This window comes from Lachnoclostridium sp. An169 (assembly GCF_002160525.1).
Classification (GTDB): domain Bacteria; phylum Bacillota; class Clostridia; order Lachnospirales; family Lachnospiraceae; genus Mediterraneibacter; species Mediterraneibacter cottocaccae.
Genome location: NZ_NFKT01000036.1, coordinates 24,485 through 47,028 on the forward strand (window position 1 = coordinate 24,485; position 22,544 = coordinate 47,028).

The 22,544-nt window shown below is 49.4% G+C and carries 24 protein-coding genes; 3 read left to right on the forward strand and 21 right to left on the reverse strand.

Translation table 11 applies throughout. From position 1 onward, the window contains the following. Positions 1 to 17 precede the first annotated feature (17 nt). Complete coding sequence (locus tag B5F07_RS18820; protein ID WP_087162752.1) at positions 18 to 920, forward strand: sensor histidine kinase; 903 nt, start codon at positions 18 to 20, stop codon at positions 918 to 920. Here B5F07_RS18820 and B5F07_RS18825 read toward each other — a convergent pair whose 3' ends face one another. The 6 genes from B5F07_RS18825 to B5F07_RS18850 all read right to left on the reverse strand — a co-directional run bounded on the left by B5F07_RS18825 (position 921) and on the right by B5F07_RS18850 (position 6,222). Further along, a complete protein-coding gene (locus B5F07_RS18825; RefSeq protein ID WP_087162753.1) occupies positions 921 to 1,139 on the reverse strand; it encodes a hypothetical protein in 219 nt (72 codons plus the stop codon). It lies immediately after the preceding gene. Beyond that, positions 1,118 to 1,543 carry a hypothetical protein gene (locus B5F07_RS18830; protein ID WP_162613177.1) on the reverse strand — a complete coding sequence of 142 codons (426 nt, stop codon included), beginning with the start codon at positions 1,541 to 1,543 and terminating at the stop codon, positions 1,118 to 1,120. Before B5F07_RS18830 ends, B5F07_RS18825 begins: the two co-directional genes overlap by 22 nt. Positions 1,544 to 1,698: 155 nt before the next feature. Then, a complete protein-coding gene (locus B5F07_RS18835) occupies positions 1,699 to 2,340 on the reverse strand; it encodes an RpiB/LacA/LacB family sugar-phosphate isomerase (protein WP_087162755.1) in 642 nt (213 codons plus the stop codon). Between the two features lie 194 nt (positions 2,341 to 2,534). After that, on the reverse strand, positions 2,535 to 3,218 hold the full coding sequence (locus tag B5F07_RS18840; protein ID WP_087162756.1) for a hypothetical protein: 684 nt from the start codon (positions 3,216 to 3,218) through the stop codon (positions 2,535 to 2,537). Between the two features lie 99 nt (positions 3,219 to 3,317). Beyond that, complete coding sequence (locus B5F07_RS18845; protein WP_087162757.1) at positions 3,318 to 5,345, reverse strand: DUF6449 domain-containing protein; 2,028 nt, start codon at positions 5,343 to 5,345, stop codon at positions 3,318 to 3,320. Continuing rightward, complete coding sequence (locus B5F07_RS18850; RefSeq protein WP_087162758.1) at positions 5,320 to 6,222, reverse strand: ABC transporter ATP-binding protein; 903 nt, start codon at positions 6,220 to 6,222, stop codon at positions 5,320 to 5,322. The genes B5F07_RS18845 and B5F07_RS18850 overlap by 26 nt, the downstream gene beginning before the upstream one ends. A 233-nt stretch (positions 6,223 to 6,455) precedes the next feature. On the opposite strand from B5F07_RS18850, the gene B5F07_RS22700 reads away from it, so the two are divergent. Beyond that, a complete protein-coding gene (locus B5F07_RS22700; protein ID WP_162613178.1) occupies positions 6,456 to 6,611 on the forward strand; it encodes a hypothetical protein in 156 nt (51 codons plus the stop codon). A 142-nt stretch (positions 6,612 to 6,753) separates the two neighbouring features. On the opposite strand, the gene B5F07_RS18855 is transcribed toward B5F07_RS22700, so the two are convergent. The 15 genes from B5F07_RS18855 to B5F07_RS18925 form a co-directional block, all read right to left on the reverse strand. Beyond that, a complete protein-coding gene (locus tag B5F07_RS18855) occupies positions 6,754 to 7,383 on the reverse strand; it encodes a cytidylate kinase-like family protein (protein WP_087162759.1) in 630 nt (209 codons plus the stop codon). A gap of 12 nt (positions 7,384 to 7,395) precedes the next feature. Next, on the reverse strand, positions 7,396 to 8,106 hold the full coding sequence (locus B5F07_RS18860; RefSeq protein ID WP_087162760.1) for an ABC transporter ATP-binding protein: 711 nt from the start codon (positions 8,104 to 8,106) through the stop codon (positions 7,396 to 7,398). 13 nt (positions 8,107 to 8,119) lie between these two features. After that, complete coding sequence (locus B5F07_RS18865) at positions 8,120 to 8,881, reverse strand: ABC transporter ATP-binding protein (protein WP_087162761.1); 762 nt, start codon at positions 8,879 to 8,881, stop codon at positions 8,120 to 8,122. Continuing rightward, positions 8,881 to 9,948, reverse strand: a complete 1,068-nt coding sequence (locus B5F07_RS18870; protein ID WP_087162776.1) for a branched-chain amino acid ABC transporter permease — start codon at positions 9,946 to 9,948, stop codon at positions 8,881 to 8,883. Before B5F07_RS18870 ends, B5F07_RS18865 begins: the two co-directional genes overlap by 1 nt. Before the next feature lie 12 nt (positions 9,949 to 9,960). Beyond that, positions 9,961 to 10,845 (reverse strand): branched-chain amino acid ABC transporter permease, encoded by an 885-nt coding sequence (locus tag B5F07_RS18875; RefSeq protein WP_087162762.1) that lies wholly within the window; start codon positions 10,843 to 10,845, stop codon positions 9,961 to 9,963. Between the two features lie 89 nt (positions 10,846 to 10,934). Then, positions 10,935 to 11,717 carry a type I 3-dehydroquinate dehydratase gene (aroD, locus tag B5F07_RS18880; RefSeq protein ID WP_087162763.1) on the reverse strand — a complete coding sequence of 261 codons (783 nt, stop codon included), beginning with the start codon at positions 11,715 to 11,717 and terminating at the stop codon, positions 10,935 to 10,937. Positions 11,718 to 11,839: 122 nt separating this feature from the next. Then, positions 11,840 to 13,018: an ABC transporter substrate-binding protein gene (locus B5F07_RS18885; protein WP_087162764.1), complete on the reverse strand. Its 1,179-nt coding sequence runs from the start codon at positions 13,016 to 13,018 to the stop codon at positions 11,840 to 11,842. Between the two features lie 99 nt (positions 13,019 to 13,117). Beyond that, positions 13,118 to 13,957, reverse strand: a complete 840-nt coding sequence (locus B5F07_RS18890) for a DUF1295 domain-containing protein (protein WP_087162765.1) — start codon at positions 13,955 to 13,957, stop codon at positions 13,118 to 13,120. 23 nt (positions 13,958 to 13,980) lie between these two features. Continuing rightward, on the reverse strand, positions 13,981 to 14,526 hold the full coding sequence (locus tag B5F07_RS18895; protein ID WP_242972597.1) for an SDR family oxidoreductase: 546 nt from the start codon (positions 14,524 to 14,526) through the stop codon (positions 13,981 to 13,983). A gap of 197 nt (positions 14,527 to 14,723) precedes the next feature. Further along, positions 14,724 to 15,254, reverse strand: coding sequence for a TetR/AcrR family transcriptional regulator (locus B5F07_RS18900; protein ID WP_087162766.1), 531 nt, complete (start codon positions 15,252 to 15,254; stop codon positions 14,724 to 14,726). A 286-nt stretch (positions 15,255 to 15,540) separates the two neighbouring features. After that, positions 15,541 to 15,768, reverse strand: a complete 228-nt coding sequence (locus tag B5F07_RS18905) for a hypothetical protein (RefSeq protein ID WP_087162767.1) — start codon at positions 15,766 to 15,768, stop codon at positions 15,541 to 15,543. A gap of 160 nt (positions 15,769 to 15,928) precedes the next feature. Beyond that, entirely contained in the window at positions 15,929 to 17,392 is a 1,464-nt protein-coding gene (locus tag B5F07_RS18910; protein ID WP_087162768.1) for a glycoside hydrolase family 32 protein, read from the reverse strand. 39 nt (positions 17,393 to 17,431) lie between these two features. After that, the gene (locus B5F07_RS18915; protein WP_087162769.1) at positions 17,432 to 19,111 is read right to left on the reverse strand and encodes an extracellular solute-binding protein; all 1,680 of its coding nucleotides are present in this window, start codon (positions 19,109 to 19,111) and stop codon (positions 17,432 to 17,434) included. A 16-nt stretch (positions 19,112 to 19,127) separates the two neighbouring features. Further along, a complete protein-coding gene (locus B5F07_RS18920; RefSeq protein WP_087162777.1) occupies positions 19,128 to 20,006 on the reverse strand; it encodes a carbohydrate ABC transporter permease in 879 nt (292 codons plus the stop codon). A gap of 34 nt (positions 20,007 to 20,040) precedes the next feature. After that, the gene (locus B5F07_RS18925) at positions 20,041 to 20,979 is read right to left on the reverse strand and encodes an ABC transporter permease (protein ID WP_087162770.1); all 939 of its coding nucleotides are present in this window, start codon (positions 20,977 to 20,979) and stop codon (positions 20,041 to 20,043) included. 315 nt (positions 20,980 to 21,294) lie between these two features. Between B5F07_RS18925 and B5F07_RS18930 the strand changes: the two genes are divergently transcribed. Further along, positions 21,295 to 22,329: a LacI family DNA-binding transcriptional regulator gene (locus B5F07_RS18930; RefSeq protein ID WP_087162771.1), complete on the forward strand. Its 1,035-nt coding sequence runs from the start codon at positions 21,295 to 21,297 to the stop codon at positions 22,327 to 22,329. Positions 22,330 to 22,544 lie beyond the last annotated feature (215 nt).

Consider the following 22,544-nt stretch of genomic DNA (forward strand, 5'->3'; position numbering starts at 1 on the left):
TTTTAAGGAGATTTTGTATGGAATTCTGGTTATGGCTCACTGTTTTCATTCTCCTGGCTGCCGTCCTGTATCTGGCAGTCAGTCTCTGTCTTATCAGAAAATCGGCAGAGGAAATTCTGAATACACTGGAAGACAGTCTTTCTTCTAACACCAATGTTCTCATCAGTATATCAAGCCGCGACCACAGCATGAGAAAACTTGCGGACAGACTGAATAAAGAACTAAAGAAACTAAATTATGAACGGCGCCGCTATCAGATGGGCGACTGGGAACTAAAAGACACCATAACCGGGATCTCTCATGATCTGCGCACTCCGCTGACTGCGGTCTGCGGTTACCTGGATCTTCTGGATAAAGAAGATCTCTCCGGAGATGCCGCACGTTATCTGAAAATCATCCGAAGCCGCACCATGACTCTGCGTCAGCTGACAGAGGAGCTCTTCCGCTACACGGTCTCCGCTTGCCCCACATCCGGCGGATCCGGTTCTTCCGGAGATCCGGTCATTTTAAACCGGGTTCTGGAGGACAGCATCTCCACATTCTACGCAGCCCTGATCAGCCGGAAGATCACGCCGGAGATCTGCATCTGCGAGGAAAAAGTTTCCCGGATTCTAAACCGCAGCGCTCTCTCACGTATTTTCGGAAACATTATCAGCAATGCCCTGAAATACAGCGACGGCGATCTCCGGATCACCCTGGAAGGAAACGGAACCGTCACATTCTCAAACCACGCCTCCCGGCTTGACGAAGTCAAAGTCGGAAGGCTGTTTGACCGCTTTTATACAGTGGAAACCGCATCGCAGGAATCCACCGGACTGGGGCTTTCCATCGCACGGGCGCTGACCGGGCAGATGCACGGTACAATTACGGCAGAATACGAAAACGGGGTGCTGACTGTGCGGGTGGTATTTCCCGATTAACTATATCATTCTGTTGAAATACTCCTGCGTAACCTGGAGCTGCTTTTTCAAAATCATCTTCCACATAGCAGGATGAATCTCTCCGCTTCCCTTGGAAACTTTTGTACGCCGAATGCTGCCGTCTGCGTCTATTTTTCTATAAAAGTAGTGATCTGTGTCTTTGTACATTTCCCACCCATCCCGCTCGCAGAATCTCTTTAGTTCTTTCCATCTCGGCATACAATACCCTCTCCTATTTTCTCCGCATCATCCGTGATCAGCGCTTTAAATATATAGGGCACATGTCCCTTTCTGTTCGGCGCTTTGCTGTACATCTGGTAATTCTCATAATACTCTGATGCATAATCCATAATCGAGTAAGCAAGCAGCCTTCTCGCAGCTGCCTCCGTGGGTGCATTCTCCACCAGATCAATTTCATTCAGAGAAAGCGTAACTGACCCGTCCTCTTCATCAAACCGTTCTGCAGTAAAGGTGTAGCCGTCCAGAATTTCCTGCATTGTTTCCAGATTTGACAACCACATTCTGTCCCGTGTTCTTTTTATAAACTTCGGCTTATCATGAACGACAGAATCAACCACACTGCTCCATTCTTTTCTTACATCCGTTGCATTTTCCATTACCATTTCTATCATCTCCTTTTCGTACCTCCATTATAGCAAAAGTGTACACTATGTCAACAGTGTACACTTTTAATTATATGTCATTCATTCTGTTTTATTCTCAAAATAGGCTGCCTGCCAATTTTAATTCGAACTTATTATGTATACCAGGCACGCTCCTAGCAGCCCAGAATTTCTTTCACCGCCGCAGCAATCTCGTCATCCTGACAGTTTGCGAAGAAATATTCCTGGAATTTCTCACCGCTTAATGCTCCTTTGACAAGATCCTGATCCAGTTCTTTTAAGATATCTGTCAGCTTTCTGTAAGATACCGCTCTCACACCGTCGAGGATCTTCTTGTTGCGCTGCTCCGGTACGGCGCGCTCTCTCGGATATCCCTGTCCGCTCTCTTCCACATACAGTTTTTCAAAGATATATTCCAGGTTCAGGTCGCCGCCCCATCCGTATCCTTTGGCAAACGGGATGGCGATCGCATTTCCGTCGTTGATCTGTGCAAATGTGTAAGCGTCAAGCGGGTCTTCCACATGTCCGCAGATTACGCCCGGGAAAGAATTGCAGGCGAGCATCGCGCCTTCTCCGGTTCCGCATCCTGTGATCACATAATCCACAGCTTTGGAGTTCAGCAGCACTGCCGCAAGAATTCCCACCTGTACATATGTAAGCTGGCACTCGTCGTCTGCCGTATACATTCCATAGTTAAATACTTCGTGTCCCATAGGTTCCACAACTTTTTTCAGCGCGTTGCAGATCACTTCATTTTTTGCCGCCTGGCTGTTCTCATTGATAAGTGCGATTTTCATCCTTATCTTCCTCCTGATCATCTGAAATTTACGCACCGTATCATTCTTACGGTACTCATGCGAAAAAGGACTTCCCGCGATGGTTCGGTCCTCTCCCTCATTTTTTTCTTATTGTAACATAAAAAATAAGCAATTTCCCGTGTTTTATTTGCAAAAATGTTGCAAATCTTTTCATCCTTTATGCTCTGCTTCTGTCACTGCATCTCCTCCCCGTCCTCAATCAGCAGGGCATCGAGCTGCTTCATGTCCTCCCCGTCAATCTCATAATCCCCGTCATCATTCCTTCTTACATGCAGGGTGATATCCTGTGCCGCCCCGTAGAGGGGACCGTTGTCCATTCCTTCTTTGAGCACCTCGTAGTAAATGCGGTACACCTCTGTCTGCATTTCCTCATCTCCGGGCATGGCGCCGCCCTGCATGACACTGTCCGTGATCTGCTGCGCATATTCCTCCGCCCGCCGGGTAAACGTCTCATATGTATCCACAAACAGGCTGACCGGCTTCACTTTCAGAGGCACTGCAAAGCTTCCGTCCTCTTCCTTCTGCGCTTCTCCCACCGTGTAGTTCACGCTTCTGGCGATCTCCCCGAAAAGCTCCCGGTACTGGGGCTGCAGATCTTCCGGCATGGCGGATGACTCGAACTCTCCCATGGTAGCGTCCAGATTGTTTTCAAACACTGCGTCCGCCTCTTCTTCCGACGCCCCGGTGATCTCCATATATTCTTCCGTCTCATTTTTATAAGAAACGTCAAGCACCGCCTGCACATAGGCGGAAGCGTCAAAACGGTTCAGCCAGAGATATGCTCCGATCCCGGCCGCCGCCACTATGCAGAGGGCAAGAACTATGACCGCTGCTTTTTTTCCTGTTATTTTTCCCATATCTTTCCTCCCTGGATTTCTGTTATTTTCACACCGCAGTATAACATCCCGGTACAGGAAAAAAGGGCGAATCCTGTCGCCCTTTTGAGAAATTTCTGTTTACTCGATCCTCTGATAGCAATCCACGGTCAGCGTGGAGTTGGACCGTTCGTCCGTTACCGATGCACGGATCTCGTCGGAGTAATTCAACGGGTAAAGAAGCGGCTGCAGATCCAGCTCTTCCGGAACCAGTTTCTGTCTCCACTGTTCGATTTCTTCCGGCGTATCATACCACTGCATACTCACGCCGCCTGAAGCTCCCGCTCCGGAAGCGAATACGGTGCGGCGCACTTCCACAGATGTTATCGCGTAACCGGCAATGGTTCTGTCCGTCTGCACGCCATACTTTTCCAGAAGCCGGCAGGACCGCTCGAAAAACGGATAGATCACGAGCTGGCCGGAGTTCCTTACATTTTCTCCTGTAATCTCCACAAATCCCAGAGGGAGAGACGATGTCAGCTGTCCCATAGTCATATCCAGAATATCCTCACGGTAAGCCTCCACCAGAGTGTCTTTTTCCTCAGCGCTGAGTTTCATTACATTTTCCGTCACCCCGTCGTTCCACGAAAAACGTTTTTCTCCCGTATTCTCCAGTTTCATCCCCGGATAGGCGATCTCCTTGTACTCTTCCGTATCATAGACCGAAGCAAACGCCATCAGATCCTCCTGTTCCACCGGATAACGGCGGTACTTTCTGCTCCCGTCCTTCATGTGCCAGCACACCACGGCCTGGGTATATTCCCCGCTCATATCCCGGTGCTCTCCCTGTTTCTCTTTTTCGAGAAGGGAAGACGCCCATGCGGTTCCCGCCGTCTTTCCCTCACCGGAAAGGACGTACTGATCCAGCTGGTCATCAATCTCCATTCTTCCGCCTTCCAGAACAATACTGGAATAATAATGGTTGTTCATCCCAAGCCCGTATATGCTCACCGCCATACTGCTGACTTCGCCCTCTCCCGGGAAATATCCGTCATACACGGAGGCTCCCGCAAGAAACAGCCCTGCTACGATCCCCGCAGCCCCGCAGGAGGAAACCATCTGCCATCTGCGGCGGAAGAAACATCCCTTATTTCTTCCGGTCACCGCCCCGAATACTCCATGGACAACCGCAGCCGCAATCGCACCGGAAGCCACCGCTGCTGCGCCGGCGAGCGCTGTATTCAGGGAATCCCCGGATGTGTTTCCGCCATTTCCCATCAGCTCCGTCACAAAGCTTCCCATCCACGCTCCGGCAAAAAAGGAGAGAACCCACTGCGCGCACCGCTCGGAGGCAGCAAGCGCGAACGCCCTTCCGGAACCTTCGGTTTTCCGCTTTTTCTGTGCCGCGGCAAAGAGAAGGAACGAAAAGACAATCCATAGTACCGCCGCCAGAATATGCCCTTTTTCCGGGAAGAATCTCATCAGGTCGGCCTTCTCATAATAACTGCCGCCTCCCAGGGCACCGCCAAGCGCCATGGGGTCAAGCACCACCGTCAGGTTTTCAAGAAGGGGGATCCTGTAGTAAGTATGAAAATAATGTTCCGCGTAAGCTGTCAGGGTATAGCCGGTAAAAATCCCTCCCCCGACGATCAGGAAGAGACAGGTCAGCGCCGCGGAAAGTCCGTGCCCGCACACCGCCGCAGACAGAACCGCCAGATGATAAAAAACCAGAAATACCAGAGCCGAAATCATCACCGCCGTTCCTGTATACCCTGCCGCATACGCAGCGAACTGCACGTCGATCATGCTCTGATACAGACCGCAGGCAGTCAGCACGATCGCCATGGGGATCAGAAAATGAATCAGGCCGTGGACATATCTGCTCCAGAACACGGTTTCCCTTTTCACCGGGAGACTGTAATAGAAATCAAGCTTTTTCGGCTGAAAAAGATAAAAGAATTCGATAAATCCAAGGGCAAGTCCGAGTATTTCACTGATCCAGATCAGTTCCCTGCTCCCCGCTCCGAAGAAATTATAGTTTGTGTCAAGCGTAAGCTGGGCCGCTGCCAGGAATCCGTAGATCAGGAGGAGCCCCCACGACAGGAACGCCGCCGCGTGCCCGCGCCCCGCCTCTCTGATCCATTTACTGAAGTACTTTTCTGATGTCATAACCGGTATCCTCCATTTTCGCAATAAACGTTTCTTCCAGACTTAAGGGGATCTCTTTCATGAACAGCGGTCCCAGGCTCCGGATCTCCCGCACGATCTCCTCTGTCCCGTCCGTCACTGTCAGGGTAATAAAATTCTCCACCTGGCGGACTCTTAAGACACGGGGATCGTTTTTCAGTCTGTCCAGGTTCGTCTGATCCGGAAATACACACTGGAATTTGCGGACATGTTCTGCCCTCTCCCGCAGATCTCCCGCCGTCACCACACCGCCCTTGTGCAGAATGGCAATGTTCCCGCAGAGATCTTCCAGGTCCCCCAGCTTGTGGGAAGCCATAATAACCGTAAAATTCCGCTGTTCCATGGCTTTTTTAAACAGGTTCTTCATCACCTCTGTCACAATGGGGTCCAGACCGTCAAACACCTCATCGCAGAGAAGATATTTTGTTCCGGAACAGAGCGCCATAATCAGAAATGCCTGTCGCTTCATCCCCTTGGAAAAGGTCCTCAGCGGACGCATGGTGTCGAGATTCAACGTTTCTGCCATATACTGCGCCTCCTCCCCGTCCATGTCCGGATAGTGGTTCCCGTACAGCCGGATCATGGAATTCATGGATGCATTGGGAAAATAATAGGGATCATCGGGCAGATAGAAAAACTGTTTCCTGCAGGACGGGCAGAACGGATCCTCCTCCCCGTCAATCTGTATCTCTCCGGAATCCGCCTCCAGAATACCCGCGAGAATACGCAGAAGCGTGGTCTTCCCGGCGCCGTTTGTCCCCAGAAGTCCGAACATCTCCCCGTCCGGTATATCAAGCGTAATATGATTCACCGCGCAGATATCGTCAAATTTTTTTGTCAGTTCACTGATATGTATCACAGACAGCTCCCCTTTCTTCTCCTGTTTCTGTCATGTTTTTCTGTTATCTGTTCTGTTTTTATGCTGTTTTCCACAGAAGGCCCCGGACCTGTCCACATCATTTTTCAGACCTGTCCGCTGCTGTGATTATAACATTGTTACAATTTTATTACAACATCAGTGCTATATATTAATAATTTATTAATATTTAACCTGGATTTATATTGAATCCTCCCCCGCTGTGTTCAAAACATATGAAGTCTTCTGAAAATGACCGCCTGAAAGAGCATTACGGCACCACTGTTGAGATTCCTGTCTGCCGCATCGGCGCCACCATCGGCGTTCACGCCGGCCCCACCTCAATCGGGTATGGACTTATCCGGCACGCGCAGCTCCCCGGCGGAGAATAAAAAAAACGGGAGATACACCGCTGAATTACAAACCATATCATTCAGCCTGTGTATCTCCCGAAATTTTCTCTGCTTTTTATTATACCTTATATCATACTTTCTGTTATGATTTTCTTTACGCCTTATATATCTGCCCCTGTCGTCAGTCCTGCAGATCAAAGCGGATCTTCATATATGCCCGGATCTCATCCACACATTTCTTAAATCCGAGTTTTCCGCTGTTCAGACAGAGATCGTAGTTTCTCGCATCTGCCCATTCATGTCCGGTGTGGTAACGGTAGAAGTCTCCTCTGTACTTGTCTGTCTTTTCGATGTATTTCTGCATCTCCTTCTCCGTCATACTGTGGCGCTCCATAGCGCGGTCCAGACAGAACTGCCGGTCCGCATGAACAAACACGCTCACCACATTCGGATAATCCCGGAGCACATAATCTGCACACCGTCCGATAATCACACAGGATTCCTTCGCAGCCAGTTCCTTGATTATCTTCGCCTGATAGTTGAACAGATTGTCATCTGAGACAAAATCCCGATCCTCCGGAGTAAGCAGTTCTCCGTCATAAGGACGGCTCAGGATCTTAAACCAGGGCGCATGTCTCATTTTCTCGTCCGACATGCCGAACAGCCTCTCGTTGATGCCGCTGTCCTCGGAAGCCATGCGCAGGATCTCCCTGCTGTAGCAGTTGATGCCCAGCTCCTGTGCCAGCATCGCACCGATTGTCTTACCGCCGCTTCCGTACTGCCTCGAAACTGTAATCACAATATTTCTCATAAGATGCACCCCCTATTCGCCGAGATAAGCTTTCTTGATGGAATCATCTTCCAGAAGATCTTTTGCCTTTCCTTCCAGTACGATGTTTCCTGTCTCCAGAACATATGCACGGTCCGCAATGGAGAGTGCCTTTTTCGCATTCTGCTCTACAAGAAGAACTGTAGTTCCGCTCTTGCTCACCGCCTGGATAATATCGAAGATCTCATTTACCAGAATCGGTGAAAGTCCCATGGACGGCTCATCCATAAGAATGATCTTCGGCTTTGACATCAGCGCGCGCCCCATAGCGAGCATCTGCTGCTCACCGCCGCTTAAGGTTCCCGCCATCTGGTTCTTTCTCTCCTCCAGACGCGGGAATCTCTCATAGACATTTTTCAGGCTCTCCTCGATCTCATTTCTGTCTTTCCTTGTATAGGCGCCCATCTTCAGGTTCTCATATACACTCAGCTCCGAGAACACCCGGCGCCCCTCCGGCACATGCGCCATTCCCATGGAAACGATCTTGTGCGCCGGAACTTTTGTAATGTCCTTTCCCTCGAACATAATGCTGCCTTTCTTCGGAGACAGCAGGCCGGTAACAGTGTGCAGGATCGTCGTCTTTCCCGCGCCGTTGGCGCCGATCAGTGCGATGACCTCCCCCTGGTCTACATGGAAGGATACCCCCTTGATCGCCTGAATCACACCGTAATATACTTCCAGATCTCTGACTTCAAGCATTGACATAGCAGTTTCCCTCCTATTCTCCCAGATATGCCGTGATAACCTGCGGGTTGTTCAGCACATCTGTTGTTTTTCCCTGTGCAAGCACTTCTCCAAAGTTCAGAACAGTAAGCCGCTCGCAGATTCCGCTGACCAGTTTCATATCATGTTCGATCAGCAGGATTGTCATATGGAAATTCTTTCTCACAAACCGGATCATCTCCATCAGCTCCCCGGTCTCATTGGGGTTCATGCCCGCTGCCGGCTCATCCAGAAGAAGGAGTTTCGGCTCTGTGGCGAGGGCCCTGGCAATCTCCAGTCTTCTCTGCTTTCCGTAGGGAAGATTTGCCGCGGTAAGGTCTGCCTCCTGATCCAGGTTGAACACTTTCAAAAGCTCCATCGCCTGCTCGTCCATCTCACGCTCCACCTTCCGGTAATTGGGAAGCCGCAGGATCCCCTCGATGGTGGAATAGTGATGTTTGTTGTGAAGTCCTGCCTTTACATTATCCAGAACGCTCAGTTTCTGGAAAAGCCGGATATTCTGGAATGTCCTGGCGATTCCCGCCTTGCTGATATCGATGGTCTTCTTCCCCGTGATGTCCTGCCCGTCAAGGAGAACCTTCCCCGTATCCGGCTTATACACACCGGTCAGAAGGTTGAATACCGTCGTCTTTCCCGCTCCATTCGGACCGATCAGGCCGTAGAGCTCTTCCTTTTCGATAGAAATGTCAAATCCATTTACCGCACGGAGACCGCCGAAGGAAATACCGAGATTTTTCACATCCAATAATGCCGCCATTATTTCACAGCCTCCTTTTTCCTCTTTCCGAAGGAAAGGTATTTTTCTCTCCACTCGATCGCCTTGGGAGCCCAGTTAAAGAGCATCATAATAATCAGGACAATCGCGTAGATCAGCATTCTGTAATCGTTAAGTCCGCGGAGCATCTCCGGGAGAAGGGTCAGGATCACAGCCGCAATAATCGATCCGCGGATGCTTCCGATTCCGCCCAGGACAACGAATACGAGAATGGAGATGGACATATTATATCCGAAGTTGTTGGTGTTCGCAGTCAGTGTGGAGAGGTTGTGCGCATAGAGAACGCCGGCGCCTCCTGCCAGTGCTGCGGAAACCGTAAACGCCATCAGCTTGTATTTTGTCACATTGATGCCGATGGACTCCGCTGCAATCCGGTTGTCACGGATTGCCATAATCGCACGTCCGTCCCTGGAATTAATCAAATTCATCACAATGAAAAGTGTAATCAGGATCAGAACCACTCCGATCAGGAATGTAGCGTCCCTCGGTGTTCCCGTAATCCCCTGAGGTCCGTTCATGATTACCGTCCCGTCCGGTTCCATGTTCAGGCTCATCACATCCTTTGTAGAGAAGTGGAAACCGTTGGAATCCACACCGATGAACATGACATTGACCAGATTCTTGATAATCTCGCCGAATGCAAGAGTGACGATAGCCAGGTAGTCTCCTTTCAGGCGGAGTACCGGGATTCCGATAATGATTCCAAACACTGCCGCCACCGCAATACCGATCAGCAGGGCCAGGAAGAACCGCAGCGGCGCCACTGTGATAACGTCTTTCATGCATTTCGAGAAAAATGCGCTGGAAAAGGCGCCCACACACATGAATCCCGCATGTCCCAGACTGAGTTCACCCAGGATACCGACAACAAGATTCAGGGAAACCGCCAGTATTATATAGATACACAGCGGTACCATCAGACCCTGGAGCAGGCTGGAAATATTCCCCGTACTGATCAGAATCTGCATAACGAGGAACGCGACGATCACGATTCCATAGGTAATCATATTGCTTTTTGTAGTTTTCTTCATATTCTTTAACTTTTTCATCTTCCCTGTCACCTACACTTTCTCCTGAATCTTTTTCCCTAAAATTCCAGTAGGTTTCACAAGGAGCACAATAATCAGCACTGCAAACACAAGGGCGTCCGCCATCTGTGATGAAATGTAGGCGCGTCCCAGAATCTCGATCACACCGAGAAGAATGCCGCCGACAAACGCTCCGGATATGGATCCGATGCCTCCGAATACCGCAGCCACGAACGCCTTGATTCCCGGCATGGCCCCTGTATACGGATCCAGGCTCGGGTAGGCGGAACAGAGAAGCACGCCTGCGACCGCCGCCAGAGCGGAACCAATCGCAAAGGTCAGGGCGATGGTACCGTTTACATTAATTCCCATCAGCTGTGCAGCGCCGCGGTCTTCCGACACCGCGCGCATTGCCTGTCCCGGTTTGGACTTCTGCACGAACAGAGTCAGCACAATCATGATCACGATACATGCCGCAATCGTCACGATCGTAACACCGCTGATCTTAAGCTGTCCTCCTGCAAGGCTTAATCCGCTCCATTTCACAACAGACGGAAATGTCTGTGTATTTGCGCCGAATACAAGCAGCGCGATATTCTGGAGCAGATAGCTGACACCGATTGCCGTGATCAGCACCGCCAGAGAAGACGATGCATTCCGCAGAGGCTTATATGCAATCCGCTCGATCACAACGCCGAGTACCGTACATACCACTACCGCGATCAGAATTGCCGGAAGAACCGGGACGCCAAGCTGGGTCATACTGATCAGCGCCGTGTATGCACCGATCATAATGACATCCCCGTGGGCAAAATTCAGCATCTTAGCAATACCGTATACCATGGTATATCCAAGAGCAATGATCGCATAGACGCTTCCCAGGCTTAATCCATTGATCAGATACGATATAAAGCTCATAGTCATTCCCTCTCATCTTTATTTTATCTATAGTTTTCGCGTATCGGTTAATTATATCACAGCCGTCGCAAGGATGGCAATAAAAAAAATCAATGTGCGCCGCCGTGGATCAGCTCCAGAGCGCGCTTCAGTTCCGCCGCATCCGTCTGTCCAGGAGCCGAAGCCCTTCCCGCTGTGCCGAACGTAACTGCCGATCCGAATACGCCTCCGCCAAGCCGGCTGATCACTCCCAGAGCGCCCATGGCCATCGTGATGACAGGACATTTTGCATATTTTTCCGTCATCTCCTGCGTAGCCGAAAGCAGAGTCAGGACATCCCTCCTGTTCTGCGGCATGACTGCAATCTTCACAATATCTGCCCCAGTCTCCTGCATCCGGCGCAGCCGGGAAATAATTCTCTCCTCCGGAGGCGTCTTTTCAAAATCATGGCTGGACGCAACCACCTTCACACCGCATCCGTGCGCTGCCTCTATAATCTCTTCTGCTGTTCCGGTGTCCTGTACGTTTTCTTTCCCGCCGAACACTTCCACATCCACCAGATCCGCCAGCCCTGTCCTTATGACATTTCTGTTCAGTTCCACATAAGCATCCGGTTCCACGTCCTTCTCTCCGCCTTCCTTCGCCGTGCGGAAAGTAAACAGAAGAGGCATCTCTCCAAGTTTTTCCCTGAGAATTTTCAGCATCTTTTCCACCTCAGCCGGGCAGAAAACATTCTCATACCAGTCTGCTCTCCACTCCGCCAGATCTGCCGCACTCTGCCTGAGCATCTGTGCCTGCTGCACGATCTCCTCTTCTGTTCTTCCTGTAATCGGAACGCATATCTTCGGCATTCCCGCTCCGATTTCCACATTTCTGACCTTTACAGTCTTCATTGTTCTTCTCCTCCGGTTTCAAATCAAAACCGGGGAGATGTGTTTTTCTCTCTCAGCACATCTCCCCGGTCGTTTTTCATCACATTTCAGCCCGGCGTCTCTCCGGCGGACTTCTGCAACTCTTACATTACAGTGTAAGCTCCGTCATGAATTACAACAACGGTAGGCTCTTTGGATGGCTCGCCGTCCTCGCCCCATGTGATCTGCTTTCCTGTAAGACCGTCAACTGTAATCTCTGTCATTGCAGTCTTCATTGCATCACAAATATCGGAAACGCTCATATCCGGCGTAATACCTGCCTTCTCTGCCGCTGCCTTGATTACATACAGGCAGTCGTAAGCATCTGCTGCAAACTGAATCGGGGTATCACCGAACTCAGCTTCGTAATTCGCAACAAATGTCTGTGTCGCCTCATCATCTGCAGTCGGAGTAAACGGTGTCAGGAACATAACGCCCTCTGCAAGCGATGCGTCAAATCCGTCCAGGTTAAGGATTCCATCCATACCGTCCACGCCAAACCACTTCGGCGCATATCCCATTCTGTCTGCCTGAGCAAGAATCAGGGAAGCCTCCTGATAGTAAATCGGAAGGAATACAAGCTCAGCGCCTGCATCTTTTGCCTTCTGAAGCTGTACATTGAAATCGGAATTGCTGTCAGATGTAAATGCCTCTGCAGATACAATCTCCAGTCCCTTCACATCAGCCTCAGCCGCAAAATTCTGATAAATACCTGTAGAATATGTGCTTGAGCTGTCGTAGATCACACCGATCTTTGTAGCCAGTCCGTTATCTGCAATGTAATCTGCAGAAACAGTACCCTGGCTCGGGTCTGAGAAGCACATACGGAATGCATTGTCATACTGAACACTTTCCACAGATGTAGCTGACGGAGTGAACTGGAACATATTGTCCACATGTGTCTCCTCAACTACCGCAACACACGGAGTGGAAGTAACTGTTCCGACCAGCATCTGCATTCCCCAGTCTTTCAGAGTATTGTAAGCATTCACGGATTTCTCGGAATCACTCTGGTCATCCTCAAACTTATAGGAGATCTGGTATCCGTTGATTCCGCCTGCCTCGTTGATCTCATCAACTGCAAGCTGAATACCGTTCTTTACTGCTGTTCCGTAGATTGCGTTATCTCCTGTCGTAGGTCCGATGCCACCGATCATGAATGTATCGGAACCTGTAGATCCTGAATTACTGTTGCCGTCTCCACCGTTGCTTCCGCATGCAGCCAGGGAAACAACGAGTGCCGATGCAAGTGCAACACTTGCTGCTTTTTTCATCATTTTCATAATAATAACTCCTCCTTCTTTCGCTGCTAATGGATATATTAACCTTGAAGGAGGAGTTTGTCAAGCGAAAAAACAGATTGCGCTCTATTTTTTTTATTTCTACGCCACAATAAATCTGATATCTTTCAGGTGATACAGCGGAACCAGCGGAATCAGGATAGGCGTGCTCTCCACATATTTCCGGTATTCCGGATCAGCTCCGTAATTCTTGTTCTGCCGGATTTCCAGGCGTTTCGCCCCGCTGAACATGACATAGACAATCAGGATATAGCCGAGAACTGCAATCACCCACTGTATTGCTCCTTCCAGCGCACCGAACCCGGAGATCAGCACACCTGTCCAGAAGAGCACTTCCCCGAGGTAGTTGGGACAGCGCACGATCCTGTACAGCCCCGTATCGCAGAACCGCCCGGGATTCTTCTCCTTTGCAGCGGATTTCTGTTTATCCGCGATGCTCTCAATAATCAGAGCAGCCGCCATAATCACAGCCGCAACAACCGCCGTAATACTGTCGGATGATCCTCCGTCTGCCGCGCTGCCTGCCGCCCGGTAAAACACCGGGGAGATCTGAAGCACATACATAACAGCAACACATACCCAGATTGCCGCTTTTACAAACACCGGCATGGGCTTATCCCCGCCTGCCGTTTTCAGCGTTTTCCGGTAGGAAGCGCTCCGTATCTCCCGCCAGAGCAGGAAGCCTCCGAGCCGGATTCCGTAAACAACAAACAGCAGACAGAGTATTATCGTCCATATTCCAAGCCCCCGTCCATACAGAACCAGAATCGCAATTCCCGCTCCGCACACGGCAAAGCCGTATCCCACGGAAAGGAAATAGACAAACTTATAAAAACCAACTGCACACAGTACCGCACAGACGATTAAAATAATCCAGATCTGTGGCGGGAATGCCGCCTGCACCATTTCGCCAAAACTCATCGTTCTCTCCTCACTTTTCTCTCCTATTTTTTATAGCACTCTTTGATATATTCTCTGAAACTCAGCTTCCCGTATTTATCTTCGCCGACTAGCTCGTTTGTCAGAGTCCACTTTGAGAAACGGATAATTGCTTCCTTTCCGTTTTTCTTACATTTATTAATGAAGGCAAGGACACTGAACAGCCATACCGGAGCGCGTTTGATAACCGGCTCCTTTCCTGCTGCCGCGAAGAACATCCTGGCAATCTCTTCATATGAATAGGTCTCGTTTCCACCCACATTGTATACCTTGTTCCGGTCTTTCATATGCAGAACGATGAAATCCGCAAAATCACTTGTATCGATTACATTAGCATGAGCATCCTGCTTTCCGAGCAGAGTAACTTCTCCTTTCTCAATCATGGGCATAAACACTTTCGCAATATCATAGAAATATCCGGTAGGACGGTGAATCACATAGGGAATTCCGCTCTTTTTCAGCGCCTCCTCAAACATCGCCTTGGCGTGGAGCATGGGAACCTTCGGATCGCTGTCCGCCTTGATCACGGAAATGTAGGTGAATCCTTTCACTCCCGCCTTTTCTGCCTCTTTGAGCAGATTCAGATTTCCCTGCGATTTCCGGCGTACTCTTTTCCGTCATATCCGCTGCCACAACCTCATATCCATCCCGGATCAGCGCCTTTAAAATATCCGTACCAAGTTTTCCAAATGCACCTGCAAGAACTACTTTCATTTCTTCCTCTTCACTCCTCTTTTACGCCCGCCGGTCACTGAAAAAAGCGATTTAAAAAGTCCGACAGCTGCTTGCCGGAAATATCTGTCCTCGGTCCGATTGCAAGCACCAGTTCCGCCAGAATCGGGGCGAATCCGGCATCCTCCCGCCGTCCGTTTCGGGCAAGAAGGCTCCGGATCTTCTCTTCTATCTGTCCCCGGAGCATAAGATGCCTGCTGTCCACCTCCGAGGAAGAACCTCCGGACTGGAGAAACTGGGACCACACTTCCCTGTAAATGGAAGAGAAACGCTCAACCGCCGCGTGAATCTCTATGATCCCGTCCGTGATTCCGTCCGACGCGGCGATTCCCTCATCCATCTCGGAAAGCGCCTGAAACCAGTCATCAAGCATAATCGAAGCCACAAGGCTGTCCTTACTGTCAAAGTAATTGTAGATCGTTCCCACCGCAATGGAACATTCCCTTGCAATTTCTCTTAAGGATACTGCGCCGTACCCTTCTGACAGCAGTTTCTTTCTCGCGCTCTCCAGTATCTTCTTTCTCGCTTCATCAATAATCTTTGGCATGATTTTCACCTTTCTGTTTTTATGAACATGTTCATTTAGAGAGTAGCAGAATTTGTCAGCATTGTCAATTATTTATCAATTACTTGTCGCAAATCTTTAGCACATTCTTTATTTTTTCTGAAAATTATTGCAGACAGCAAAAAAAGCCGTAAGTACGAAGCAGCTTTAAAACATCACGTTCCGATAATATATCGTCCAAAACTGTTTTGGCTGTTTCCTGCTTACGGCGTTTGCATACACCATACATAACATGTCTTATAATCATAATTTTTCAATGTGATTGATTTCATACCTGATAATAACTGAACACATCGAATGCCCGCGCATCATCGGTCACTGCGTTGAGCACAAGAGGCCGTGACAGATCCAGGCTGAAGATTCCCAGGAAGGATCTGGCGTCAATTGTTTTTCTTCCGGAGATCAGATCGAACTCTCCCTTAAAATCAGCGATTTCTCTCGAAAACTTTTCTACCATATCGACGGATTCAAAACGGATATTCATTGTTTTTTTCATATTCCCTACCTCCTGAAAAAGAAAAGAGACAACAAATACGCTGTCCGTCTCTGGACCAACTTATTTATTGTCTCTTTCTTCTGCAACTGCAGTTACAAATTTTTTATAGATGTATTCTATCAGATTCGACGGGGAAGGTCAAGAACTTTTTTCATTAACCTTACCTGATCCCGTGCTTTACAATATCCGCCTGCACGCTTCCCTTCACATCAAACACGATCCGGTCTGCCGTCTGGGGCGTCAGGATGAGAGATGTCATCACGTTCTCTCCATCGTTTGCGAAGATCTCTGCAGAATACCGGTCAAGCAGAATCCTAAGCCGGATCTTTCCTTCCCGGATTCTGACCTTCATGCTGCGCCGGCATACACAATCCCTGCGCAGCCCGGACCATGTCCGGTCAAAGGTAAGGATTTCATTTTCCGGATCAAGGCTTATCTCCGTATAGAAGCGCTCGTCCTTTGCCACAAGAATCCGGAGACCGCTGCACTCTGACACATCCAGGTCCAGGGAAAGGTCCATCACTCTCCCTCGGATTCCCTCCAGCTCCATCTCTCCCCGGAGAGTTTCGCCCCTGTATTCCGTCCGATCCGTATAGTGCTCCTCCAGTTCCCTGACCGGAACCGCGCAGAGTCTTCCATCTCTTACTGACAGTTCTCTGGGGCAGGTCATCATGCCGTTCCAGCGGTGTCCTTCCGGGAACAGATTCATGTCCCAGGATTTCATCCAGGCAATCATTATTCTCCTGCCATCCGCTGTCCCAAGGGTCTGGGGCGCATAAAAGTCAAGCCCGTAATCCGGAGACTGAACCATTTCCCTGTGGAACTGATATTTCTCCCTGTCATAGCTTCCGATCAGTCCGATCACACCATTTCCGTTGTGGAACTCCAACCCCTCTGCCATCATGTCCTGAGGCGATGTAAGAAGGATTTGCTTTTCGTCCAGTGGGAAGAAATCCGGGCACTCCCACATTTTTCCGTATCTGTTTTCGCATTTATCAAGAATGGAACAGAATTTCCAGTCCTTCAGATCCTCCGAGGAAAACAGGGCGATCTGTCCGCTTCCATCTGCCGCACGACTTCCCACTACTGCATAATACATCCCGTCCTCTTTCCACACTTTCGGGTCACGGAAATCCTCCAGGCTGCTTCCTTCCGGAAGCTGGGATGCCGTAATCACCGGATTCTCCTCTGCTTTCACATAGTCGATACCGTCGCCGACTGCCACGCACTGGTTCTGGCGCACTGCCTTTTTCCCATCGGGAAGGTCAATCTCCGATACCCCCGTATAGATCAGGACCTGCTTTCCATCCTTCTCCACAGCTCCGCCGGAGAAGACTCCCGCTTCGTCGTAAGGCTCATCCGGCGCAAGTGCTGCCGGGAGATACTCCCACTTCACGAAATCTTTTGTTTTCACATGTCCCCAGTGCATGGAATCCCATCCGGTTCCATAGGGATTATACTGGTAAAACAGGTGGTACTCGTCCTGATAGACGGAAAAACCATTTGGATCGTTCATCCAGCCCACCGGCACAGACATATGAAAAACAGGTCTCTGTTCCGCCGGTATTTTTACTGTCTCTTCCTTTTCATATTTTCTTGCTCTGTCCAACTTTGTACTGCCCATTTACTTGTCTCCTGCTCTTTCTTTTAATTGTTTTCTTTTTTACTGATTCTCGCTGCCGAGAGATTCCTGATACTGGTCGAAATATTTCTGCTTGATGGCAAGATAGTCTGACAGACCGTAATCTTCCATTTTCTGCAGATATTCGTCCCATTCTTCCTCAATACCGCCGTTTAAGATCCAGTCCGCCTTCTTCTGCTCGGCATATTTTTTGATGTCCGTATCGTACTGGGACACTTTGTTGGTATCATCGATACTCATAAATACATTCGGGTAAACATACTCGCTTTTCATATCTTCCAGATAAATTTCATGCATGTTGTCCAGACGCCATTTTGCATCGTCGGGCTGGGTCACATACACATCATAATAGTCGTTGAGCACTGCCAGCGGTCCGTTCACCGACTGCGCCTGTCTGACCTCCACCGGTGACTCGTCTCCCAGGTCAAGATGCCTGAGCATCGGTCCGCCTTCCGCATTGGTGCTCATCTCAAATATATTGGCAGCGCCCTCTTCCCCGTAAGTTCCCCAGTTGTTCTGTATCGACTGAAGCGGCGCATACATCTGGTCGATCCATGCCGCAGCCAGAGCCGTGTCCCGGCAGCTGGTAGTCAGAACACAGCGTCCTCTGTCAAATCCGCTCGTCTCGCTGCCGTTCTGACGCGTAATGTTTACCAGGCCGTCGGGACCTGCAAGCGCCGGCATCATCACATAGTCGTCATAGTTGTCGATGTTTGCAATGTCCCAGGTAAAGCAAAGCCCGTATCTGTGGTTCTTTCCCTTTGCCACATAGGTTGACCATTCCTGGGTAAATGCCTCCGGATCAGTCAGCCCCTGCTCGACCAGAGAATGAAGCCACTCGATACCTTCCTTATATCCTTCCTGAACCGTCGTATAGATCACTTCTCCCTCATCAGTCACTGCGAAATGATCTGCCGTATCACCATATCCTTCTCCGAAACCGTTAATCAGGATCGCCGGATCCTGGTCGCCGTTGTTGATAATGAAGGACATGGGAATCACATCTCCCTGGATGTCAAACTCTTCCTCCAGAGCATCTGCATTATCCCGGAATGCGATCAGCGCCTGTTCCAGTTCATCCACGGTTTCCGGCACATCAATATCCAGGAAATCCAGCCACTTTTTGTTAATGTACGGAATTCCGCCGATTGCCTGAATAGCTTCCTTTCCCTCGCCGAGCTGCTCGATCCACGGGAAGGAATAAATATGTCCGTCAGGGGCGGTACACATGGTCCGGTACTCCGGATACTTTTCAAATACAGCCTGAAGGTTCGGCATATATTTGTCGATCAGGTCCTCCAGGGGAATGATGATTCCCTGCTTTGCATATCTTAACAGGTCATAATCGCTCATCCCCGCTGTAAACAGGCCGTCCGGCAGATTTCCGAACTGGGCAAGCGCCAGGTTCTTCTTGTCCGCAAACTGGTCGTCCACAAAACAGGTCCAGTCAATATGTACGTTTGTCTGTTCCTCCAGTCTCTGGAAGATCAGTTTTTCATTGGGCTCCTGGGTTGTCGTTGCCGGAGCGCTTGTGATAAAGGACAGTTCCGCCGTCTCTTCCAGCGGGAAAGCCACGTCCTCAACCGGGGTATCCGGATCCGGGTCTGCCCTGCGGGCGTCACTGCTGCTGCATCCAAACAGTGAAAATGTTAAAACGAAGGACAGTCCAAGCCCTGTCAGTCTTTTCCATCTCTTTTTCATTGATCATCGGCCTCCTCTAACCTTTTACGGAACCTACCATGATTCCCTTGTCAAAATACTTCTGGAAGAACGGATACATTACGATCAGCGGCAGACTTGATACAACAATCGTCGCATATTTCAAAAGCTCCGCAACTTTTGACATCTCCGCCGTGCTCTGGATATCTGCGATCATTCCCGGCTGCGGCGTATTCTGCACCAGAATGGATCTCAGCACAAGCTGCAGAGGCTGAAGGTCTGCATCGTTCAGATAGATCATGGCGTCAAAATAGCTGTTCCACATACCCACGAATGACCAGAGGGCAAGCACTGCGATGATCGGTTTGCACACCGGCATCATGATCTTGAAGAAATGCTGGATCTCATTGGCCCCGTCGATCGCGGACGCTTCTCTGAGCTCGCCCGGGATGGACTGGTAGTAGGTCCTTGCAAGAATCATGTTCCACACATTAAATGCTCCCGGGATCAGAATCGCCCAGATCGTATTGACCATGTGAAGGTTGTTGATCAGAATAAAGGTCGGGATCAGGCCGCCTCCGAAAAACATGGTGATAATAAATATAATGTTAAAAAACTTCCGTCCCACAAAATCTTTCTTCGACATGGGATAGGCTGCAAGCAGTGTTACAAAAACCGAGATAACCGTAAATGCCGCCGAATAGAACAGGGCGTTGAAAAATCCGCGCCAGATCATCTCATTTTCCAGGACTCTCCGGTATGCATCCAGTGTCCAGTCCGCAAAATGGAAGCTGATTCCCTGGTTATTGAGCACGTTCGGATCCATAAAGGATGCAATCACAATATATACAAGCGGGACGAAAACAGCCAGCACAAATAATCCGAGCAGCGTGTACCCGACGCCGAGAATAATGCGGTCCGATGTCCCGAGTTTCATTTTTCTTCTTGTTTCCACAAAACAGCCCTCCCTTTTATAATCCTTCTCCGTCGTTTAATTTCGACACGATCCAGTTCACAAGAATCAGAAGAATTACATTGATCACTGAGTTAAAAAGTCCTACCGCCGTTGAATAACCGTAATCGCCGTTCAGAAGACCGATCCGGTATACATATGTAGAAAGGATCTCGGAAGCCGGAAGGTTCATGTCTGTCTGCAGTGCATAGGCTTTCTCGAATCCGATGCTCATAATATTTCCCGCCTGAAGGATAAACTGAATCACGATAATGTTCTTGATTGCGGGCAGCTGCACATAGCGGATCTGCTGCAGGATATTGGCTCCATCCACAATCGCCGCCTCTTCCAGATCCTTGCTTGCGTTCGCCAGCGCCGCCGTGTACATAATGGAGGACCACCCTGCGGTCTGCCAGATGCCGCTGGCGATATAGATGGTACGGAACGCTTCCGGCATGGTCATCCAGTTTGTATTAATCCCGAGCAGTGAGTTGATCGGTCCCACCGGCGAGAGAAAGATGCGGACCATACCGCAGAGGACGATAACGGAAATAAAGTTGGGCGCGTAGATCAGAAGCTGAATCTTTTTCTTGATTCCCGCCCTGCGGATCTGATTTAACAGAAGCGCAAGAATTATCGGAATCGGGAATCCCCAGAGCAGTCCGTAGACGCTAAGCTTCAGTGTGTTCAGCAGATAATCCATAAAATCGGGCGAGGACAGGAACCTCTGGAAATACTCCAGTCCCACCCACGGGCTGCCCAGAACGCCCTCGATTACATTGTAATCCTCGAATGCAATCAGCACGCCACCCATGGGTCCGTATTTGAAAATCAGTGTCAGCAGAAGCCCGGGCAGCAGAAAAAATACGTAAAGCTGCCAGTTTCTTTTTACATACCTCAGTTTCTCCCCCGGCGATTGTCTCACAGCCGCCGTGGCTTTTTTCCGAAGAACTTTCATTTTCTTCTCCCTTCCTTTTACATTTGCACATTTTGTAACTTTCGACCGGTCATTTTATACATAGCGTTTTGTTATGTTGACATTATATTAACATCAATTATGCATAATGTCAACATTATTTTTACATTTTCACCATTATTTTATTGTGCATTTGCACACTTTCGTGTGAATTCATTTTACATAAAACAGCTTTCATATTATTATATTTTCTGATTGCACCTTCTCTATTTTACATTTGACAAATCTTCCATAATCTATTAAAGTAAATGTAACAGTAATTTCGCCGCTTTTCCGGGCGGCAGATCGGAGAACAGAATGGGTAAAAAAGTTACGATTCAGGATATTGCAGACAGCCTTGGACTTTCCAGAAACACTGTTTCAAAGGCATTGAATAATACCGGCGTACTGGCAGATGATACCCGCCGCAGAATTCTTGAGAAAGCTGCAGAAATGGGGTACAGCAGATTCATATACGTGCAGCAGGAACCTTTCATCCAGACAGGTGAGGTCAAAGAACTTGCGCTGATCACCCAGAATATGCCATATGGTTCCCATTTTGGAACCTTTGCTCTGAATACCTTTCAGGAGAAAATCAGCCAGAATAACTTCCGGCTTTCCATGTTTCCGGCACGTGACGAGGAAATTCGTGCCCTCCAGCTGCCTCTTGGCCTGGATAAAGATAACATTGAGGGAATCGTATGCATGGAGCTGTTTGACCCGGATTATATAGAAATGCTGGGATCGCTCGGTCTGCCTCTTCTCTTTGTCGATACGGCTTATGATACTGATTTTACACAGATTGACGCAGACTTTCTGCTGATGGAAAACCATGCCAGTGTGTTCCGGCTGACGGATACCCTTATCCAGAACGGGTTCCAGAGACTCGCATTTGCCGGCGACTGCCGTCACTGCCGTTCTTTCTTTGAACGCTATCAGGGATTTGCTGACGCGCTCAGGGCAAACGGACTCTCCCCGGTCAACACACAGTTTTCCGACCCGGATACTTTCTCTGATTCCGGACTCCTTGCAGAAGCCGTAAAAAGGCTTCTCGTCCTTCCCGACGCCTTTATCTGTGCAAACGACTTTGTCGCAGTTGACCTGATCCGTTCTTTCAAAAAACAGGGGATCCGTGTACCGGAAGATGTCCGCATTACCGGATTCGACAACGCCGCCGAATCCAGGATCATCGAACCACATCTCACTACCGTTGACATCCCCAGCTCTAAAATGGGATATATTGCTGCGGATATGCTGCTTTCCCGGATCGCAGATCCGGAGATTCCCTACCGGATTACCCATGTGCGGACAACAGTAAAGTACAGGGAGTCCACAGGTGTTCTGAAGATATAAAAGGGAGGAAAAATCCTCCCTTTTTTTGTGCGGATATCTGCCATAAAACAGATAAAAAGAACCTCTGGGATATTACTCCCAGAGGTCCCGGTATCTGCCGTACTTTTATCATGTACCTTCAAAACTACATACAAAGAATCAATCATCCGTCTGTTCCCTTCCTGGTTATGCCCTCGACCTATTAGTAGCAGTCAGCTCCATGCCTTACGGCACTT

What these genes read in the sequence shown, in the direction of transcription:
- B5F07_RS18910 (WP_087162768.1), bottom strand. Translation starts at nt 17,392, where the DNA reads ATGGGCAGTACAAAGTTGGACAGAGCAAGAAAATATGAAAAGGAAGAG.
- B5F07_RS18855 (WP_087162759.1), bottom strand. Translation starts at nt 7,383, where the DNA reads ATGAGAAATATTGTGATTACAGTTTCGAGGCAGTACGGAAGCGGCGGT.
- B5F07_RS22700 (WP_162613178.1), top strand. Translation starts at nt 6,456, where the DNA reads ATGAAGTCTTCTGAAAATGACCGCCTGAAAGAGCATTACGGCACCACT.
- B5F07_RS18825 (WP_087162753.1), bottom strand. Translation starts at nt 1,139, where the DNA reads ATGCCGAGATGGAAAGAACTAAAGAGATTCTGCGAGCGGGATGGGTGG.
- B5F07_RS18905 (WP_087162767.1), bottom strand. Translation starts at nt 15,768, where the DNA reads ATGAAAAAAACAATGAATATCCGTTTTGAATCCGTCGATATGGTAGAA.
- B5F07_RS18890 (WP_087162765.1), bottom strand. Translation starts at nt 13,957, where the DNA reads ATGAGTTTTGGCGAAATGGTGCAGGCGGCATTCCCGCCACAGATCTGG.
- B5F07_RS18820 (WP_087162752.1), top strand. Translation starts at nt 18, where the DNA reads ATGGAATTCTGGTTATGGCTCACTGTTTTCATTCTCCTGGCTGCCGTC.
- B5F07_RS18835 (WP_087162755.1), bottom strand. Translation starts at nt 2,340, where the DNA reads ATGAAAATCGCACTTATCAATGAGAACAGCCAGGCGGCAAAAAATGAA.
- aroD (WP_087162763.1), bottom strand. Translation starts at nt 11,717, where the DNA reads ATGAAGACTGTAAAGGTCAGAAATGTGGAAATCGGAGCGGGAATGCCG.
- B5F07_RS18920 (WP_087162777.1), bottom strand. Translation starts at nt 20,006, where the DNA reads ATGAAACTCGGGACATCGGACCGCATTATTCTCGGCGTCGGGTACACG.
- B5F07_RS18845 (WP_087162757.1), bottom strand. Translation starts at nt 5,345, where the DNA reads ATGACATCAGAAAAGTACTTCAGTAAATGGATCAGAGAGGCGGGGCGC.
- B5F07_RS18830 (WP_162613177.1), bottom strand. Translation starts at nt 1,543, where the DNA reads ATGGTAATGGAAAATGCAACGGATGTAAGAAAAGAATGGAGCAGTGTG.
- B5F07_RS18865 (WP_087162761.1), bottom strand. Translation starts at nt 8,881, where the DNA reads ATGGCGGCATTATTGGATGTGAAAAATCTCGGTATTTCCTTCGGCGGT.
- B5F07_RS18930 (WP_087162771.1), top strand. Translation starts at nt 21,295, where the DNA reads ATGGGTAAAAAAGTTACGATTCAGGATATTGCAGACAGCCTTGGACTT.
- B5F07_RS18840 (WP_087162756.1), bottom strand. Translation starts at nt 3,218, where the DNA reads ATGGGAAAAATAACAGGAAAAAAAGCAGCGGTCATAGTTCTTGCCCTC.
- B5F07_RS18870 (WP_087162776.1), bottom strand. Translation starts at nt 9,948, where the DNA reads ATGAAAAAGTTAAAGAATATGAAGAAAACTACAAAAAGCAATATGATT.
- B5F07_RS18885 (WP_087162764.1), bottom strand. Translation starts at nt 13,018, where the DNA reads ATGAAAATGATGAAAAAAGCAGCAAGTGTTGCACTTGCATCGGCACTC.
- B5F07_RS18900 (WP_087162766.1), bottom strand. Translation starts at nt 15,254, where the DNA reads ATGCCAAAGATTATTGATGAAGCGAGAAAGAAGATACTGGAGAGCGCG.
- B5F07_RS18860 (WP_087162760.1), bottom strand. Translation starts at nt 8,106, where the DNA reads ATGTCAATGCTTGAAGTCAGAGATCTGGAAGTATATTACGGTGTGATT.
- B5F07_RS18915 (WP_087162769.1), bottom strand. Translation starts at nt 19,111, where the DNA reads ATGAAAAAGAGATGGAAAAGACTGACAGGGCTTGGACTGTCCTTCGTT.
- B5F07_RS18925 (WP_087162770.1), bottom strand. Translation starts at nt 20,979, where the DNA reads ATGAAAGTTCTTCGGAAAAAAGCCACGGCGGCTGTGAGACAATCGCCG.
- B5F07_RS18875 (WP_087162762.1), bottom strand. Translation starts at nt 10,845, where the DNA reads ATGAGCTTTATATCGTATCTGATCAATGGATTAAGCCTGGGAAGCGTC.